The following is a 17,781-nucleotide window of genomic DNA, read 5'->3' as shown; positions in this document are numbered from 1 at the left end:
GAAGCTCCCTACTCGCTCGCCGCTAGGGCGGGATTCACCTGGTTGAACATCTCCAGCGCCTTGTCGAAGTCCGCCACGGGCACGCCGTAGCGCTCGCACGCCTCGCGCGCCGAGGGCAGGTTCGCGTCGGGCGACAGCCCGCGGCACCCGTTGCAGGGCCTCCCCAGGTTCACGCAGCGCGCACCGCACCCGGCACGCGTCACCAGCCCCAGGCACAGCTGCTGCTTGCCGAAGAAGCAGCTCGTCTCGTTGCGCTTGCAGTCGCCGCACATCGTGCGCGTGGGCACGGCCTTGTTCGAGCCGTAGAGCGCGCGCTGGAGCACGTCGATGAAGTCGAGGGAGTCCACCGGGCACGTGCGCACCTCGAAGTCCACGTCGATGACGGCCCCCACGGGCTGCGGCGCTATCATGTCGCCACAGGCCTCGGGCACGAGGTCGTACACCTGGCCCGGCCGCTCGGAGAAGCCCGCCGCCGCCATGCCGGGTATGCCGGCCGTGGTGGCGCAGGCGCCGATGGCGATGACGGCGCCGGCGCGCTCGCGCAGCTGCCGCACGGTCTCCTCAGCCTCCTTGGTGGTCACCGCGCCCTCGATGACGGCGACATCGAAGGCTTCGGGCATGGGCTCGCTCGAGGTCAGCTGCCAGTAGCGCAGGCCTATCTGTCCGAGCACGTCCAGCAGGTGCTCCTCGACGTTCGTGATCTGCAGCTGGCAGCCGAAGCAGCTGGCCAGGCCGACCACCACGACGCGGGGAGGCTGCGGTTTCTCTTGACAGGCTATGCAGTATCCGCTCATATCACATCGACCCCTGAATGTTCTTGGCTTCCCAGTAGTTGAACACGGGCCCGTCGATGCACACGTACTGGTGCCCGATCTGGCAGTGGCCGCACTTGCCCATGCCGCATTTCATATGGCGCTCGAAGCTCACGTAGATGCGGTCGTAGCTGATGCCCTTCTTGCGCATCTCGTCGATGGCGAACCGGTACATGACCGGCGGCCCGCACAGCGCCCCGAACGTGTTGGACGCGTCGATCTCCAGATGCTCGAACGGCTTCGTGACCAGGCCCACCTCGCCATCCCACGTGTCGTCGGGTTGGTCGACGGTCAGGTAGAGGTCGAAGTCCTTGCGATGGCGCCACATCTCGAACTGCTGGCGGAACATCACCTCGGAGGGGTTCTTCGACCCGTAGATGATGGTGACCTTGCCGAACTCGGAGCGCTCGTCGTGGATGTTGTTGATGAGCGAGCGCAAAGGCGCGATGCCGAGGCCGCCCGCCACCAGCAGGATGTCGTGGCCCTTCATGTCCTCGATGGGGAACCCGCGCCCGAACGGGCCGCGCAGCCCCACGACGTCGCCGCACTGCATCTCGTGCAGCACCTTGGTGAATGCGCCGGCGCGGCGCACGCACAGCTCGATGAAGCCGCGCTTCGTGGGCGAGCTGGAGATGGAGATGGGCGCCTCGCCCACGCCGAAGATGGACACCTCGACGAACTGGCCGGGCTCGTGGGAGAACGCGTCGCGGATGCGGTCGTCGATGAGCCGGAACTCGAACAGCTTCTCGGTCGCCGTCACGTCGATGATGGACGTGATGCGGGCAGGCCAGGGCCGGTACGGGTTGGCGGCCATCATCTCCTCGCCGGTGAGCGGTGCGGGCCCGCCCTCCAGCGGATGCACCTGAACCGTGGAAACCGCGCAGCTACTCGGCATCGCAGGCCCCCTTCCTCTCGAAGAACTCCAGCACCTCGATAGGGTTGATGTTCGCCTTGCACGCCGTCACGCAGCGCCCGCAGCCCACGCAGAGCATGCGGTCGTGGTTGGCCAGGAAGCCGTTGAGCTTGTGGTACATGCGGTGCCGGACGCGGTTGCGCCCGTCGGCGCGGAAGTTGTGCCCGCCGGCCACCTGGGCGAACTGCGGCGAGGTGCACGAATCCCACGTGCGCTCGCGCACGCCGGTGCGCCCGTCGGGGTCGAGCGTGTCCTGGATGTCGAAGCAGAAGCACGTGGGGCACACGGCCGAGCACGCCGTGCAGGCCAGGCAGCGCCCGCCCAGCTCCTCCCAGTACGGGTCCTTGTGGAACGCGTCCATGAGCATGGCCACGTCCTGGATGTCGGGGATGTCGCCGTTGAAGGCCTCCTGGCGCCGCCGCGTGGCATGGCGGAACTCGATGCGGTCCTCGTCGGTGGCCACGCGCGGGCTGCACGCCGCCTCCAGGATGTTCGCCGCCTCCACGCTGGAGATGCTCACGAGGTACTTGCCGCCGATGTCCTGCAGGAACAGGTCGTAGCCGAAACGGGCCTCGTCGGCTCCCCACAGGTGGCAGAAGCACGTGTCGGTGGGCACGCAGCTCACTCCCACCACGAGCGTGGCCGCCCGGCGCGCCACGTAGTAGGGATCGGGGTAGCGGCCGTCGCGGAACACGAGGTCGAGCCGGTTCAGCGCGTTGATGTCGCAGGCATGGGCGCCGAAGATGACGCGGGGCGTGATCTCGGCGGCGAAGGACGCCACCTCTTCCGCGCGGGCATCGAAGGGGAAGAGCGTCTCGGTGGGTGGCAGGAAGTACTTCTTGGGCGATGAGATGGTCGTGTCGTAACCCAGCTCTATGTCGTCGTACGATTCCACGGCCTCGAACACGTAGCTCCGGTCGCGCTTGACCGGAGCTACCACTTCATAGGATTCCATGAAAGCCGACACGAGCGAGGGAAGTTCTGAGGCATCGATGACGCGATAGAGCATGCTCTCGTCCTTTTCTCGTCTGGTGACCTGCTAATGCGAACAGAATACCCGCCCAGCGGGCCAGCCGCGAGAACTATTCGAAGAAGATGCCGATTTCTCGCTCAGCGGACTCGGGGCTGTCGGAGCCGTGGATGACGTTCTCGTCCATGATGAGGCCGAAGTCGCCGCGGATCGTGCCGGGGGCCGCCTCCGCCGGGTTCGTGGCGCCCATGAGCGAGCGGCACTTCGCCACCGCGCCCTCGCCGGACACGACCATCTTCACCACGGGGCCGCTGGTGATGTAGGAGATGAGGCCCTCGTAGAACGGCTTGCCCTCGTGCTCGGCGTAGTTGGCCTTGGCCTGCTCGTCGGTGACCATGCCCAGCTCCATGCGCTCGATGCTAAGGCCCGCGCGCTCGAAGCGGTTGACGATCTCGCCGATGTGGCCGTTGCGCACGCCGTCGGGCTTGATCATGGTGTAGGTCTTCTGCACTGCCATGTGGTTCCCTTTCTCTCTTTTATACAGACATGAAGAAAGTGCGCGCACGCGCGCGCACTTTCGGTGAACCCGGTTAGTTCTGGCTCGGGAAGTAGAGCTCGACGCTCGACACCTTCCAGCCGATCATGTCGCGCACGAGCGACACCTTGTACTGCACGTCGCCGCCCTGCTCGGTCTTGGCCGTCACGTACACGGTGGAGTCGCTCATGGACTTGTCCACGCCGTCGATGGCAGGGTTCGCGTCGGCCACGAGCGGCTCGACCATGGTCTTGGCCTTGTCGGCGTCGACCTCCTTGGCGAACACGGTGGAAGACGCGGCCTCGGGGTTGGCGAACAGCTCCTTGACCACGGTCTCCTGCGTCGGGTAGCCCCAGCCCTGCGTGTACAGGAACACGGCCGCGCCGAACGCCACCACCACCAAAAGCACGATGGCCACGAGCACCTTCAGCCCCACATTGCGGCGCTTGCGGTCCTGCTTGGCCAGGCCCTTCGACCATTTCTCCAGCTCTTCGTCGCTCGCGTTGAAGAAGTGGTCGCCCGCCTCGGTGCCGGAGTACGCCTGCTCGCCGTAGGCGTCGGCGTAGTAGTAGGGGTCCTGCTGGCCGTAGGCGTAGGCGCCCTCGTCGGCGTACATGGGGGCGCCGTCGGCCGCCACGTCCAGGCCGGACAGGTCGCCGGCAGAGGCCACGGCGGGCATGACCTGCGTGATCTCGGAGGTGCCCTGGGCCACGGCCGCGATGGCGCGCTGGTAGTCCACGCTCGCGGAGTCGGACAGGTAGTACGTCTTGTCGGCGATGGACTGCTCGAAGGCGTTCACGGCCTTCTGCATCTGCCCGCACGCCACGTAGGCCTGCCCGAGGTTGGCATAGAGCTTGTTCTTCGTGTCGGGCTGCATGCCGAACTGCAGCGCGCTCTCGTAGGAAGCCACGGCGTCGGCCGGACGGTCGAGCGCCATGAAGCACACGCCCAGGTTCAGCAGCGCCTTCGTGGGGTCGGGGTTGCCCTCGTCGAGTGCCGCCTCGCGGAACGCCACGCCCGCCTCGGCGGACTTGCCCAGCTTCAGCAGCGCGTTGCCCATGCCGGTGTAGGCCTTGTACGGCGTGTCGTACTTGGCGTCGGACACGGCTATCTCGAAGTGCTTGACCGCGTCCTCGTAGTCGTGCAGCGCCGCGTAGGCCATCCCCAAGTTGTAGTTCACCGCGCCGCACGCGTCGTAGGCCGCGTCGGCCGTGGCCTGCGTGTAGGCATGGATGGCCTCGTTGCAGTCCTTGAGCTTGACGAGGCAGTTCCCTATCTGGTGGTAGAGCAGCCCCGCCTCGCCCGGCGCGAGCGGGTGGCTTCCATCCTGCAAGCACTGCGTGAACGCCTGGAGGGCGCCTGCGTAGTCCTTCGCGGCGTAGGCCGCGCGGGCTTGCTGGAATAGGTCGTTGTTCATCTGCTTCCTTACGTTTGGTCGAGGGCGCCCGGCTGGCGGGCGCCCTGATGCGCTATTCGGCGGCGTTCTCGATCTCCACGTGCTCGATCACATCGCCCACGCGCAGGCTGCCGATGACGTCGAGTCCCTCGATCGTGTCGCCGAACACCGTGTAGCCCGAGTCGAGCATGGGCTGGGCGCCCAGGCAGAAGTAGAACTGCGAGCCGGCGGAGTTCGGATCCTGCGAGCGGGCCATGGCCAGCGTGCCGTCGTTGTGCTCGTTGTGCGGGTTCGTGGTGTACTCCTCCTTGATGGAGTAGCCCGGGCCGCCCGTGCCCAGACGGGAGCGGGGGCTCTTCGTCACGTTCACGACCTCCTCGGAGGACAGCTCGCGCGTGTTCGGGCAGCCGCCCTGGATCACGAAGCCCGGCACGTAGCGGTGGAACTTCAAGTCGTCGTAGAAGCCCTTGCGCGCCAGCTCCACGAAGTTGCCCACGTGGATGGGGGCGTCCTTGCCCTTGAGCTGCACGCGGATCGTGCCCTTCGACGTGGTGATGACCGCGATCTCGTCGCCGGTCGGCTGGTATTCGGGCGTGTACTGCGCCATGGTGGCTCCTTTTCCTCACTTGCGTTACGTCGCGTCGCACCCCGGCCGGAGCCGGTTGCGCCGCGTTGGCGAATTACCACATACGATTGGGAATTTTAGCAGGTAACGCCCGGCCCAGGTGAAAAATCGTATAACATTCACGCGCCTGTGGACGGGGCGTTTGGAAGGGTTTGAAAGGCGCGACGCACGTTGCCGCCCCCGCAAAACCGCGCGGCGGCCCCTCGGGGCGGGCGCGCCCGAGAGCGGCGCCCCCTCTACGCGAACGGGAGCGTCACTCCCGCTCGAACAGGCTCGCCACCTCCACGTGGTGCGTCTGGGGGAACAGGTCCACGGGTTGCGCGCGCACCAGGCGGTAGCCGTTTTGCTCGAAGCGGGCCACATCGCGCGCCCAGGTGGCGGGGTTGCAGCTCACGTAGGCCACGCGCGCGGGGGCCGCCTCGGCGATGCTCTCCGCCACGCCGTCGGCGAGGCCGGCGCGCGGGGGGTCCACCACGAGCGCGTCCAGCCCGCCCAGCTCGGGCAGCTCGCGGGCGGCGTCGCCGCCCACCACCTCGATGTCCACGCCGTTCATCTCGGCGTTGCGGCGCAGGTCGCGCACCGACGACCCGGCGGCCTCGATGGCGATGACGTCGGCCCCGGCCTGCGCGAGCGGCACGGAGAACGTGCCGCCGCCGGCGTACAGGTCGGCCACGAGCAGCCCGTCCAGGCCCTCGGGGCCCTCCTCGCCCATCCGGCCGCCCAGGCCATCCACGACCTCGGCTGCCAGCTTCTCGGCCTGGGCGGTGTTCACCTGGAAGAACGACGGCGCGCTGGTCAGGAAGCGCGCACCGGCCAGCTCCTCGCCCCAGCAGCCCTTGCCGTCGAGGGTCTCCACTCCCTTTATCTTGCGCGCGCGCCCGGGGTCGGCCAGCACGCGCACGATGCTCGTGGCCTTGAGCGCGCTCTTGAGCGTCTTCGCCACATGGGCGCGGGGGAACGCGCCGGGCTTGGTCCACAGCGCGATCTCGGTCTCGCGCGTGCGCAGGCTGTGCCGCACGCCCACCCGGAAGATCCCCAGGTCGGCCGAGCCCTGAGCGAACCGCAGCGCGCCGCGCAGGGCCTTGGGCGCCTTGGCGACGGCATCATGGGCGAGCGGGCAGACGGCCGGCGTGGCGATGTCGTGCGTGCCCTCGCGATGGAAGCCCAGCAGGAACTCGCCGTTCTCCGCGCGCGCGGCGCCCAGCTCCAGCTTGTTGCGGTAGCCCCACTGCCGCTTGCTCGGCAGGCAGGGGCGCACGAGGTCCTCGGCGCGCGCGGCGTCGAAGCCCGTCGTGTGCACGAGCGCGCCTACGACGTTGGCGCGCTTCGCCTCCAGCTGGGCCTCGTAGGACAGGTGCTGCCACGGGCAGCCGCCGCAGGCGTCCCCCTGCGGGCAGCGCGGCTCCACACGCTGGAGGGAGGGCTCCTCGACCGCCACGATGCGCGCCCGCGCGAACGAGGCCTTCTCCTCCACCACCTCCACGCGCACGGCGTCGCCGGGCGCGCCGCCCGCCACGAACACCGCCTTGCCGCTCGCCAAGCGCCCCACGGCCTCGGCCCCGTTCCCCATGCGCTCGATGCGCAGCGTCTCTTCCATGAATTTGGATTTCCTTAGCTTTGATCGACGTTTTCGACCATCATAGCGTATAATCTGCCGTCGTGCCCTTGTAGCTCAGGGGATAGAGCGTCTGCCTCCGGAGCAGAAAGCCGCAGGTTCGAATCCTGTCAAGGGCACCAGCAGAGAGCATCGAGGCCGGGCGCAGCGCCCGGCCCTTCTTTTACCGGCCGGCTCCTCCTGGGCGCCCCGTCGGTCCCGCCGCGCTCCCTACTCGATGTCCGAGAGGATCTCGCCCGGCTCGTCGCCGGCGTCGAGGAACTTCTTGCGCGTGACGAAGTTCCACACCATGACCACAGCGGTAGCGAATATCTTCACCACGAGGTAGTGGACGCCCAGAAGTTCCACGCCCGCCCACATGCAGAGGTTGTTGATGGCAAGGCCGATGACCGACAGCACCACGAAGATGACGAACTCGCTGCGGCGGCTCATGCCCTCCTTGTGCCTGAACACGTAGCGCATGGAAGCCACGTAGTTGAACACCACGGACACGGTGAACGAGACGGTGGCGCTCACCAGGTAGTTCACGCCGAACGCCTCGGTCAGGAGCGCAAGGAGGCCGTAGTCGATCGCGAAGGCGATAACGCCCACCACGCCGAACTTCATGATCTGGGCAATGAGCTTCTTCACGTTCGCGCCTCCCCGCCGCCGGCCGCACGGCGGCCGGGCCTCAGCGCCCGTTGCGGCGCTTCTCCAAAAACCCGTCTATTGTGGCATAAACGCGGCGAATATCAAGGGGCTTGCTCAAGTGGCCGTCCATCCCGCTCTCCGCGCTGCGCTCCTCGTCCTCGGTGAAGGCGTTGGCCGTCATGGCCAGGATGACCACCGTGGAGGCGTCGGGGCGGTCCATGGCCCGGATGGCGCGCGCCGCCCCGTATCCGTCCAGCTCGGGCATCTGCACGTCCATGAGCACGAGGTCGAAATGGCCCACATCGGAGGCCGCGAACGCCTCTACCGCCTCACGGCCCGTGGAGGCCGTCTCGACGCTTGCGCCCGCCATGGTCATGAGCTCCACGGCAATCTCCTGGTTCAGCGCGTTGTCCTCGGCCACGAGGATGTGCGCGCCCGCGAAGTCGTGCGCTTCCGGCTGGATGCCGACGGGCACGGCCCCCTCCTCGGCGTCCGGCTCCTCGACGACGGAGGGCTCGCCGGTGGCGCGGCCGAGGGGCACGTCCACCGCGAACGACGAGCCGTGGCCCACGACGCTGGCCACGCGGATGCGCCCGCCCATGAGCTCCACGAAGCGCTTCGTGATGGCCAGCCCCAGCCCTGTGCCCCCGTGCTTGCGCGCCACGGAGGAGCCGCCCTGCTCGAACGAGGCGAATATCTTGTCCAGGTGCTCGGGCTCGATGCCGCAGCCCGTGTCGTCCACCGAGAACCGCAGCCAGATGCAGCCGTCCCCCGCATCCGCGAGACGCTCGATGCGCAGCGTGACGCTCCCGCCTTCGGGAGTGAACTTGAACGCGTTGCCCATGAGGTTGTAGATCACCTGGTTGAGCCGCAGCGGATCGCCCACCACATGGCCGGGCACGTCGCCCTCCACCACGGCGGCGAAGGCGACGTCGCGCTCGGAGGCCTGTGCGCGGAACACGGCCGCCAGCGACCCGATGAACGTGGACAGGTCGAACGGCTCTTTCTTTATCTCCACCTTGCCGCTCTCGATCTTGCTCATGTCGAGGATGTCGTTGATGAGCGACAGCAGGTGCTCGGAGGACAGCGTAACCTTCTCCAGGCACGTGCGCACCTTGCCGTCGTCGCCGATGCTCTCAAGCGCGATGGCCGTCATGCCCATGATGCCGTTCATGGGCGTGCGTATCTCGTGCGACATGCGCGACAGGAACTCGGTCTTGGCCAGGCTCGCCTGCTGGGCCTCGGCGAACGCGCGCTCGGCGCGGTCCTTCTCCTCGGCCAGCAGGCGCGTGTTGCGCCTGGCCATCCGGTAGTAGATAAGGAACACCAGCAGCACGAACAACAGCACGGCCACGCCCACGATGGCGGCGTTTGCGGCGATGGTGCCGCTAAGGTCGCCGATATCTCCCTCGATGACGCTGTAGGGCATGACGGTGCACAGGTACCATTCCGCATGCCCGAGCGGGTAGAAGTACAGGTACTCGCTGCGTCCATCGAACACGATGGGCACGTTGACGGTGTCGCCGCGCGCGAGAACCGAGCGGATCCTTTCCTCCTCGGCGCTGCCTCCGACAAAGGAGCCCCGCTCGTCGATCAGCGAGAACAGGCTCTCGCCTGGATTCAGGCCGCTGTTCCGGTCGCTCACCACGCAATCGCCGTTGCGGTCGATCATGATGGAGCGCGAGAAGCCGTCGAACAGCGTGAGGTTGAGGCGGTCGCCCACGCCCAGGGAGGCGAAGCCGCAGACGGCGGCCACGATCGTGTCGTCGCCGCAGCGAAACGGCTCGACGTCGTCCACCAGCACTATCATGTTGTCGTACAACACGACCCGGCGCCCCTGTGCATCGCGGTACGCGGGCAGCTCACCGTCGTCGTCGTCGCAGGCGCGCACGTCGCCGTCGGCGGAGACGAGCTCGCCGGAGGAGGTCCGCACGGCGAGAAACGCGTAGTCGTCGTTGCCCGCCTGCGTCCGCAGGTAGCCCGCCATCTGCTCCCGGCTGTCGGGAGCAGCCAGCTCCAGACCGCTCGCCACCGTCTCCAGCTGGCTGAACTTGTTCTCCACGCCCGTATCGAAGTGGAAGACCAGCTGCTTGCTAAGCTCGCCGAGGTACACTTCGCTCACGTTCGCGATGACCTCGTCGGTGGCCTTGCGCGTGGAAACGATGGTGTAGGCCAGCACCAGCGCCACGGCCACGGCCACCGCCACGATAGCCGCCGCCACGCGCCTGCGCCCGTGCGAATCGAAATGCACGCCCATGCTGAAAGCCTCACCCATCTTCGTCGTCGGAACCTCGGGCATTCTACCATCGCCGCGGACGGCACCCTCCCCCGCCGTCCTACCGCTTGGCAACGGCTTCCTGACGGCCGGCCGGGAAAGGGCGCCGGGGAAGGCTCCGCCCTTGCGAATCCACGGTGAAACGCCCTGCGACGGCTGGCGCGCGAGGGGCCTTTCGGGTAGGATAGGTGCATTCGAGAATCGAGGAGCGAAACGTGCAAGAGACGAAGGACGCGCAGGCCGGGGCGCCGCGCACCCAGAACGTGCCCGAGCAGGGCAGCGTGGCCGTGCTCATCCCCTGCTACAACGAGGCCGTGACCATCGGCAAGGTGGTGGACGACTTCCACCGGGTGCTGCCCGATGCCACCGTCTACGTCTACGACAACAACTCCTCGGACGGCACGGGAGAGATCGCGCGCGAGCACGGGGCCGTGGTGCGCGCCGAGCGGCGCCAGGGCAAGGGCAACGTCGTGCGCCAGATGATGCGCGACATCGACGCGGACTACTACCTCATGGTGGACGGCGACGACACCTACCCGGCCGAGGCCGCGCCGGAGCTCCTCGCCCCGCTCATGGCCGACGAGGCCGACATGGTGGTGGGCGACCGCCTCTCCAACGGCACCTACGGCGAGGAGAACGACCGCGCGTTCCACGGCTTCGGCAACGACCTCGTGCGCGTGCTCATCAAGTGGATCTACGGCTTCGAGTTCTCCGACGTCATGACCGGCTACCGCGCCTACAACGCCGTGTTCGCCAAGACCATGCCGGTGCTCAGCCCCGGCTTCGAGATAGAGACGGAGCTGTCCATCCACGCGGTGGACAAGCGCTGGCGCATCGCCGAGGTTCCCATCGACTACCGCGACAGGCCCGAGGGCTCGGAGAGCAAGCTGGACACGTTCTCCGACGGGTGCAAGGTGCTGCTCATGATCCTGTCGCTGTTCAAGGACTACCGGCCGCTGGCCCTCTTCAGCTGGGTGGCGCTGCTGTTCTGCGTGCTGGGGCTCGTCGCGGGCGTGCCCGTGGTCTGGGAGTTCGCCGCCACGGGGCTCGTGCCGAAGCTGCCCTCCGCGCTCTTGGCCGTGGCGCTCGTGTTCATCGGCATCTTGAGCTTCACCTGCGGGCTCATCCTGGACACCGTGGTGAAGGGCACCCGCAAGCAGTACGAGCTGCAAGTGACCGAGGCGTACCGCGAGCACGGGAGGCGGTAGCGCACGTTCGCGCGGTCCTCGAAAGCGCAGGGGCGGATACACGATGCTCGCGTCGGGCTGATGCGTTGCCTCGCTCTCTTCCGCCCCTCTTTGCATTCCGCATAATACCTGCTCGTCCTTCAAAATTGCAGTCGTGATTAGTCGCCCCCGACTTCGCATAATAAAAGGTTCGGGCTTTTTCACTCAGGCATTGGGCGATGATATCGCTACGTAACCTATAGGTTACACTACGAGCACAGGAGGCGGGAAGGAGGCTCTCGCAGCGAGCGGGAGCACCAAGGCGACCGGTCTTGGCGAGCCGCAGTTCGGTCGTGCTCAGGTGCTGGCGGCACGGGCTCGCACTATGGCATCCCGCAGGGCCTCGAGGTCGGGTTGGGCGAAGCGGTACGACACAACCTGGGGTTCGCCAGGACCGACCGCGGACGCGGTACCCGCCCCGCGCGGGCGCTCGGGGCGCTCGACGCGCACGAAGCGCAGCTCCACCTCGTCGAAGCCCTGCGACAGCAGCGCATAGGCATAGCATTGGGCCTGCAGCAGGTGCTTTCCGTTCAGCTGCGCGGGGGTCTCGGCGTCCGAGCCGCCCGTCTTGTAGTCGATGGCGAGCACCGTGCCGCCCGGTTCGGCGCCGTGCGTGCACAAAAGGTCGATCTCGCCCTCCATGAGCGCATCGTCCAGCGCCACGACGAAGGGCACCTCGGCGCGGCGCAACTCCCAAGCATGGGTTTCCGCGCAGGCGGCGCTGCCGAACCAGCGCGCGCAGGCATCGGCAAGCCGGCCGCGCTGCGCAGGCGAGAGCGCGAGGGCATCGGCGATCGCCGCGAGCCGCGCTTCGTCGGGGACGGCGCCCGCCTCTACGGCGAACTGCGCGGCGCGGTGGAACGCGCTGCCGAGCGCCGTGGCCTTGTCAGCGTCGGCTTCCAGGTGCGCCTCCTCCCCTTCGTCCCGGAGCGTCGACGGCAGCGCACCGACGATGGGGTCGACCGAGGACGGCGCACCGACACCCGTCTCCGCGGCGGCCCCCGGCGCTTCGTCGAAAGCTGGTGCGTATGAGGGGGCTATGGACGAGTAAGAGAAAGCATCCTCGCCAGCCGGTCGCCAGGGTCGGCGCGGCAGAGGCTCGAAACCGGCCATGCGCGGCACGGCGAACGGCGCGCGTGCCGCATCGGAGCCGCAGGCCGGCCCTTCCGCCTCCGCATCGGGACCGGCGTCGCCGAATGCGACACCCGCCACCTGCACGGCGATGCGCTCGAAGCGCGCCGGCGCGCTGCCGCCGTACTCCAGCAGGGCCTCGCCCTCCGGGAAGTCGGCCGCGCCGCAGAGCGCGCTGCGGACGTCGTCCACGAGCGCCGGGTACGCGGGAGGCTTGCCGGCCGCGGGCGCCTTCGCGTCCATGGCCACGACCAGCGCCTCGCTCGCCCGGGTGAGCGCCACGTACAGCTTGCGGCGCGCCTCGGCCAGCTCCTCGGCCGCTGCACGGCCGCGCAGCGCCGCGCGGTAGGCGTCCTGGGTGCACGCGGGCGCGCCCCGGCCGTCGCGCGCGGGGCCGCCCTCCTCCAACAGGCGCCGGGCGGCGGCCAGGTCGGCATCCTCATCGTCCTCGAAGCCACCGGCGCCCGCCCGCTTCGCCACGCCGGGAAAGGCGTCCAGCGAGCCGCATGCTGCAAGCGAGGCGTGCGCGGCCGCACCGCACGTCTCCACCACGAGCTTGCCCGGGGGCAGCGCCGGGCCGGCGAAGTCCGCCACGGCCACGATGGGGAACTCGAGGCCCTTCGAAGCGTGGATCGTCATGATCCTCACCACGTCTCCACCGCTGCCCGAGAGCGCGCCGGGCGCCTCCTTCATCCCCGCTGCCAGCTCGGCCGAGAACGCGCGTGCCGCGCTCGCCAGCCCCAGGTCGCGCTCCCCCTCCAGCTGCTCGATGAGGCGCACGGCCTTGAGCACGTTGGCTGCGCACGCCAGGCCCGCGGCGCCCTGGCCCTCGAGCCGCGCCATCCAGCCCGAGCGCACGACGGCATCGCGCACGACGCGCGAGAGAGGGCGGGTGCGCGCGTCGCGCTGGGCGCGCGCGAGCAGGCGCACGGCATGGGCCAGGCGCGGGGGCAGCCCGTCCGCGCGCTCCGCCAGGCGGGCAAACCCCTTGTCCAGGTCGCGGCGGCGCAGCTCGCCCGTCTCGTCGTCCCGCTCGGTCGCCAGCTCCAGAAGGTCGTCGGCCGACAGGCGCACCATGTCGCTCGTGAGCACCTCGAACAGCGCCGCCGTGTTCGCCGGGTTCGCCAGCGCCTCCACGAACCGGGCCACCACGCGCACCTCGGGAGCCGCCGCGAACAGCGACCCTCCCGTCACGGCGCACTCGAAGCCCTCGTCGCGCAGCGCCCGGGCGTACGTCTCGGCACGCGACATCTTGCCCAGCAGCACCACCATGTCGCCCGGCGCGTGCCCGCACGCCCGCAGCGCGGCGAACCGCCGGGCGATGGCGCGGGCGCAGGCGGCCTTCGCGTCGTCGACCCCCACGCCGCTCCCGCGCGCGGCGGGGCGCAGGGCCAGCACCAGATCGATGCGCGGGCCGTCGCCGCGGTACGCCGACGGGCGCCCCTCGTGCGGCTCGAGCGACATGAAGCCGTCCCCGAACACGTGGGGCTGCTCGAACACACGGTCCACGAACGCGAGCACGTCGGCATGGCTGCGGAAATTCTTCGCAAGCTCCACGTAGAGCGCGCCCACCTCGCCCGAGCGCATCGTGCGCTTGTGGGCCTCGTACACGTTCACGTCGGCTCCGCGGAAGCGGTAGATGGACTGCTGCGCGTCGCCCACGGTGCACAGGCGCGCAAGCCCCGGCCCGGCCAGGTGGGCCACCAGGTCTATCTGCAGCTGGCTCGTATCTTGGAACTCGTCCACCATGACCAGCTTGAAGCGACCTGCGTAGCGGCCGGCCACGTGTGGGTGCTCCTCGAAGGCGGCCAGCGTCCTCACCAGCAAATCGTCGTTGTCCAGCTTGCACAGGGCGCGCTTCTTGTCCTCGTAGCGGCGCGCCACGTCGCGCGCGAGCGCCATGAGCTCGGCCGCGCGCGGCCAGGCCAAGCCCAGCGCCAAGCTGCGGCACACGTGCGCGTGGACCTGCTGGTATGCCGCCACCCGCTCCTTCACGTCGGAGCCGCCGAACGTCTTCGGCAGAAACGTGCACCCGTCCACCACGGCCGCGAGGTCGCGCAGGCAGCCGTCCGGCTGCCCGGCGATGAACGCCGAGAGCGCCTCCTGGGCCTCGGTCGCCTGCACCCGCGCCCGCTCGGCCGCGGCGCTCTTGCCGGCCTGATCGAGCGCGCCCGCCACGTCCTCGTACGCCAGCAGCAGCTCGCGCGCGAGCGCCGATGCTGCCGGCGGCTCCGGCCCCAGCTCAACGGCGTCCAGCCCGTCCCTCAGACCCACGGCCTTGTCGAGCAGCGTCTGCAGCATCGACGCCACCGAGGGCGCCGAGGGCAGTGCCGAGCGCGCCGGGAACTCGTCGAACAGCGCCCCGTACGACCCGCGCTCGATGATGTCGTTGTCGGCGCCGAGCGCCTCGTCGATGCTCGCAGCCACGAGATCGGCGCGCTCCGCGTCGCCCACGATGCCGAACGCCGGGTCCAGCCCCAGCTCCAGCGCGTGCATCCGCAGGATGCGCGCGCACATGCCGTGGATGGTGGATATCCAGGCGGCGTCCACCTTCAGGGCCTCCTCGCACATGCCTTCGGCGCGCAGCGTGCGCTTGACGCGGGCCTTGATCTCGGCGGCGGCCTTCTCGGTGAACGTGATGGCCAGCACCTCGTCGATGCCGCCCGCCGCCGGCCCGCTCTCGGGCAGGAGTGCGTAGGCGATGCGCTGCGTGAGCGTGAACGTCTTGCCCGAGCCCGCCCCGGCGGACACGAGCAGCGGGCCGTCCACGCGCATCACGCTCTCGCGCTGGCCCGACGTGCAGGAATCCAGGTTCACGGCCTAACGCCTCCTCTCGCAGGCGAGCACGGGGCAGAAGCCGCACGGGTCAGCGCCGCGAGGGTCGGGCGACACCTGCCCCGCCCCCATGCTGAGGGCCGCCCGGGCGATGCCCTCCTCCACCCGGTCCGCCAACTCGGCGAACGACCCGGCGCCCACGGCCTCGGCGGCCGGCCCCGGCGCCCCGCAGGCTTCCGCGTCGATGCCCGGCACGTCGGCCGCGCCCACGAAGGTGCGGTCGAAGGCGCCGGCGACGCGCCCGTCCCTCCCGTACGACACGTAGAGCGCTCCCACGACCTCCAGCCCCAGCAGGCGGCGGGCCACCTGGGCGTACACGAGCGCCTGCACCTTGTGCGGCAGCACCGCCCCGCCGGCGGTGGCCGCCGGCGACGCCGAGGCCAGCGCGTAGTCGGGCGAGAGCGATCCCTTGTAGTCGATGACCACGGCCTGGCCGCGCCCGTTCACGTCGATGCGATCGACGCTGCCCCGCAGCTCGAAGCCCCCGTACGCGAACGGCTCCTTCGCACCGAAGTCGAGCTCGAAGTAGGCGGGGGCAAAGCCGGGCAGCAGCGCGGCCTCGCGGTCGAGGTAGGATACGAGCCGGCGCTCTAGGCCGTGCGCCTCGGCGCGCTCGAAGGCCGTGAGGGGCAAAAGCGGGTTGGCCTTGCGCTTGAGCTCGGGCTGGAACGCCAGGTGGCGGGCGAACGTCTCGCGCATGAGCGAGCGCGCCTCTTCCAAGTTGCCCGGCGCCACCTTCGCGTTGCCCGCCTCGATGAAGTGCTCGTAGAAGCTCTTAAGCACGCCATGGGAGAAGCTGCCCATCTCCAGCGGCCCGAAGCCCGCGTCGGGCTCGGACAGGCGCAGGCGCCTCAGCGAGAACCACTTGCAGGGGCACTCGAGGTAGCTCTCGATGGCCGAGGGCGACAGGACGGGCGTCGCCGGGCGGTCGCCGGAAGCCGACCCGCCCTCGCGCGGCAGCACGACGCGCCCGCGCGCGGCAGGCGACACGTCCCCGCTCGCAGGAACCTCCCACGCCTCCGCATCGGACGCATCGTCGCCGGGCGCCAGGTTCGCGTGAAGGGCATCCTCGCCCGCACGCTCGGCGAAGGGCGCGAGCGCCTGGGGCAGCCCCGTCGCGCGGTCGAGATCGCCCATGCGCGTGGGGTCGGGCCGGTAGCAGTCGATCAGCTCCTCGTACATGACGGCCGGGTAGGCCTCGTCCGCGTCCGCCGTGCTCAGCACGCGCTCGCACACCACCGCGTCGCGCGCGCACGACAGCGCCCGGAAGAAGCGGCGGCGCGAGGCCGCCAGCGCGTCGCCGCACGCCGCAAGCCCCAACCTCTCCAGGAGCAGCGTCGCGGCGTCCTCGGCGGGGCGCACCGGATACGAGCTCGCCTCCAGGTCGCACAGCACGAGCACCGCGCACGAGCACGGCAGGCGGTCGGCGGCGTCGGCCAGGCTCGCGAACAGCACGGAGGGCTCGCGCGGGGCATCCGGCGCCGCGCCTTCCGAGGCGTCCTCCCACGCACCCGACGACACCGGCTGGCGCGCGAGCAGCTCCAGCGCACCTGCCAGCGGCTCCCCCGCCTGGGCGCAGGCGGCCGCGAAGCGCCGCGCGCAGGCGACGGCGGCCAGCTGCCCGGCGCGGTACGCCTCGTCCAGGCCGCCCATGCGGCGCAGGCGCTCCTCCAACACCGCGAGCGCCGCGTCCGCGTCATCGCGCCCGAGCGCCGGCAGCGCCGCGTCCAGCACCTCGCTTGCCGCGCGCAGGTCGGCCTCGATGCGGGCGTGGTCGGCCGTGCGGTCTCCGCGCCAGGCGGCGTCGAGCGCCCAGGCCGCACGCTGCGGCACGCCCGAGAACGGGCTGAGCGCGAAATCGGCGGCCTTCGCCGCGCAGGGCCCGGAACCCCAGGCGAACTCCGCGAGCGCCAGGAACGCCCGGCCGAAACCGGTCTGCGCGAACGGCGTGCGCGCCGACACGGCGGCGTCCACGCCGCGGCGCGCCAGGAAGTCGGCCGTCTCGGCGAACAGGGCGGCCGGCTCTCGGCAGGCCGCGCACACGCACAGCGGCGCGCGGCCCTCCCGGCGGGCCGCGGCGCGCTCCGCGAGCGCGGCGTCGGCCAGGGTGCGCGCCACGAGCGCAGGCGCGGCGTAGCGGCCGGCCGGAAGCAGGAAGCGCACGGCCCCCGTCGGCTCCACGGCCGTGCCGTCGGCGGGCGCGAACAGGCGCCCCAGCAGTGATTGCAGCTCGCCGTTGCGCCCAGGGGCGCCGTCGGGCGCGCTGCAGGCGTCGTCGACGCGCACGACGTCGGCACGCTTGGAAAGCGCATCCAGCAGATGGCCGAGGGCGCAGCCGGGCTCGTCGAATCCCAGCGTTACGACCGGCGACGCGGGAAGCGTCCCGGAGAGCGCCTGCGCCGCCTCGGAGAGCTCGCAGAGCCCGGCCGCGCGCAGCTTCGCGGCGTAGCGCGCGAGCGCCGCCACGACGGCCCGCTCGCCGTCGCTCAGGCTCGCCTCGCCCGAAGGGACCGCGTCCACGAGCCAGGGCAGCGCCTCGCGCGCGAGGCCCGCCACAAGGTCGACCGTCCCCGGCGTCGCCTCCAATGCCTCCAGGGCGGCCGGCGCGAGCCCCCGTCCGGCCTCGGCGGCGCCCGCATCCGCCAATGCGCCGCCCGCCGCCGCGCCGCCGTCCGCAGCCTCGCCGATGGCGCGCCGCACGAGCAGCGTGCGCTCCGCCGAGGACACGAGGCGGCGCCCGTCCCCGAAGAGCTCCCAGCGATCCGCGATCCACGAGGAGAACGTCGCCACCCGCACGCCGAGCGCGCCGCCGCCGTCC

12 protein-coding genes and 1 tRNA gene are annotated in these 17,781 nt (G+C 70.1%); 2 read left to right on the top strand and 11 right to left on the bottom strand.

The window, feature by feature from the left end:
• Positions 1–8: 8 nt before the first annotated feature.
• From LB310_RS11345 to rlmD, 7 genes are all read right to left on the bottom strand, one after another.
• Positions 9–794 (bottom strand): NADH:ubiquinone oxidoreductase, encoded by a 786-nt coding sequence (locus LB310_RS11345; RefSeq protein ID WP_087190532.1) that lies wholly within the window; start codon positions 792–794, stop codon positions 9–11.
• A gap of 1 nt (position 795) precedes the next feature.
• Entirely contained in the window at positions 796–1,707 is a 912-nt protein-coding gene (locus LB310_RS11340; RefSeq protein WP_087190531.1) for an FAD/NAD(P)-binding protein, read from the bottom strand.
• Positions 1,697–2,734 carry a 4Fe-4S dicluster domain-containing protein gene (locus LB310_RS11335; RefSeq protein ID WP_087190530.1) on the bottom strand — a complete coding sequence of 346 codons (1,038 nt, stop codon included), beginning with the start codon at positions 2,732–2,734 and terminating at the stop codon, positions 1,697–1,699. The genes LB310_RS11340 and LB310_RS11335 overlap by 11 nt, the downstream gene beginning before the upstream one ends.
• A gap of 73 nt (positions 2,735–2,807) precedes the next feature.
• Positions 2,808–3,212 (bottom strand): nucleoside-diphosphate kinase, encoded by a 405-nt coding sequence (gene ndk / locus LB310_RS11330; protein ID WP_087190529.1) that lies wholly within the window; start codon positions 3,210–3,212, stop codon positions 2,808–2,810.
• Positions 3,213–3,285: 73 nt separating this feature from the next.
• Positions 3,286–4,647: a tetratricopeptide repeat protein gene (locus LB310_RS11325; protein WP_278805836.1), complete on the bottom strand. Its 1,362-nt coding sequence runs from the start codon at positions 4,645–4,647 to the stop codon at positions 3,286–3,288.
• A 52-nt stretch (positions 4,648–4,699) separates the two neighbouring features.
• Positions 4,700–5,233 (bottom strand): peptidylprolyl isomerase, encoded by a 534-nt coding sequence (locus LB310_RS11320; RefSeq protein ID WP_015539885.1) that lies wholly within the window; start codon positions 5,231–5,233, stop codon positions 4,700–4,702.
• A gap of 271 nt (positions 5,234–5,504) precedes the next feature.
• Positions 5,505–6,848, bottom strand: a complete 1,344-nt coding sequence (rlmD, locus tag LB310_RS11315) for a 23S rRNA (uracil(1939)-C(5))-methyltransferase RlmD (RefSeq protein ID WP_301155083.1) — start codon at positions 6,846–6,848, stop codon at positions 5,505–5,507.
• Between the two features lie 64 nt (positions 6,849–6,912).
• Here rlmD and LB310_RS11310 point away from each other — a divergent pair.
• Positions 6,913–6,988: transfer RNA gene (locus tag LB310_RS11310), tRNA-Arg, on the top strand.
• Between the two features lie 88 nt (positions 6,989–7,076).
• Here LB310_RS11310 and LB310_RS11305 read toward each other — a convergent pair.
• Both LB310_RS11305 and LB310_RS11300 read right to left on the bottom strand, forming a co-directional pair.
• A complete protein-coding gene (locus tag LB310_RS11305) occupies positions 7,077–7,496 on the bottom strand; it encodes a GtrA family protein (RefSeq protein ID WP_278805834.1) in 420 nt (139 codons plus the stop codon).
• A gap of 40 nt (positions 7,497–7,536) precedes the next feature.
• On the bottom strand, positions 7,537–9,753 hold the full coding sequence (locus LB310_RS11300) for an ATP-binding protein (protein ID WP_301155082.1): 2,217 nt from the start codon (positions 9,751–9,753) through the stop codon (positions 7,537–7,539).
• A gap of 281 nt (positions 9,754–10,034) precedes the next feature.
• On the opposite strand from LB310_RS11300, the gene LB310_RS11295 reads away from it, so the two are divergent.
• Positions 10,035–10,979, top strand: a complete 945-nt coding sequence (locus LB310_RS11295; protein WP_096228688.1) for a glycosyltransferase family 2 protein — start codon at positions 10,035–10,037, stop codon at positions 10,977–10,979.
• Between the two features lie 315 nt (positions 10,980–11,294).
• On the opposite strand, the gene LB310_RS11290 is transcribed toward LB310_RS11295, so the two are convergent.
• Complete coding sequence (locus LB310_RS11290) at positions 11,295–14,945, bottom strand: UvrD-helicase domain-containing protein (protein WP_301155080.1); 3,651 nt, start codon at positions 14,943–14,945, stop codon at positions 11,295–11,297.
• Between the two features lie 3 nt (positions 14,946–14,948).
• Positions 14,949–17,781, bottom strand: a 2,833-nt coding sequence (locus tag LB310_RS11285) for a PD-(D/E)XK nuclease family protein (protein WP_301155079.1), incomplete at its 5' end; no start/stop codon positions are given.

The sequence above is a fragment of the Gordonibacter sp. RACS_AR49 genome, assembly GCF_030418435.1.
Lineage (GTDB): Bacteria > Actinomycetota > Coriobacteriia > Coriobacteriales > Eggerthellaceae > Gordonibacter > Gordonibacter urolithinfaciens.
The sequence above is the reverse complement of the archived record's forward strand: the minus strand, read 5'-3'. Positions and strand labels throughout refer to the sequence as shown.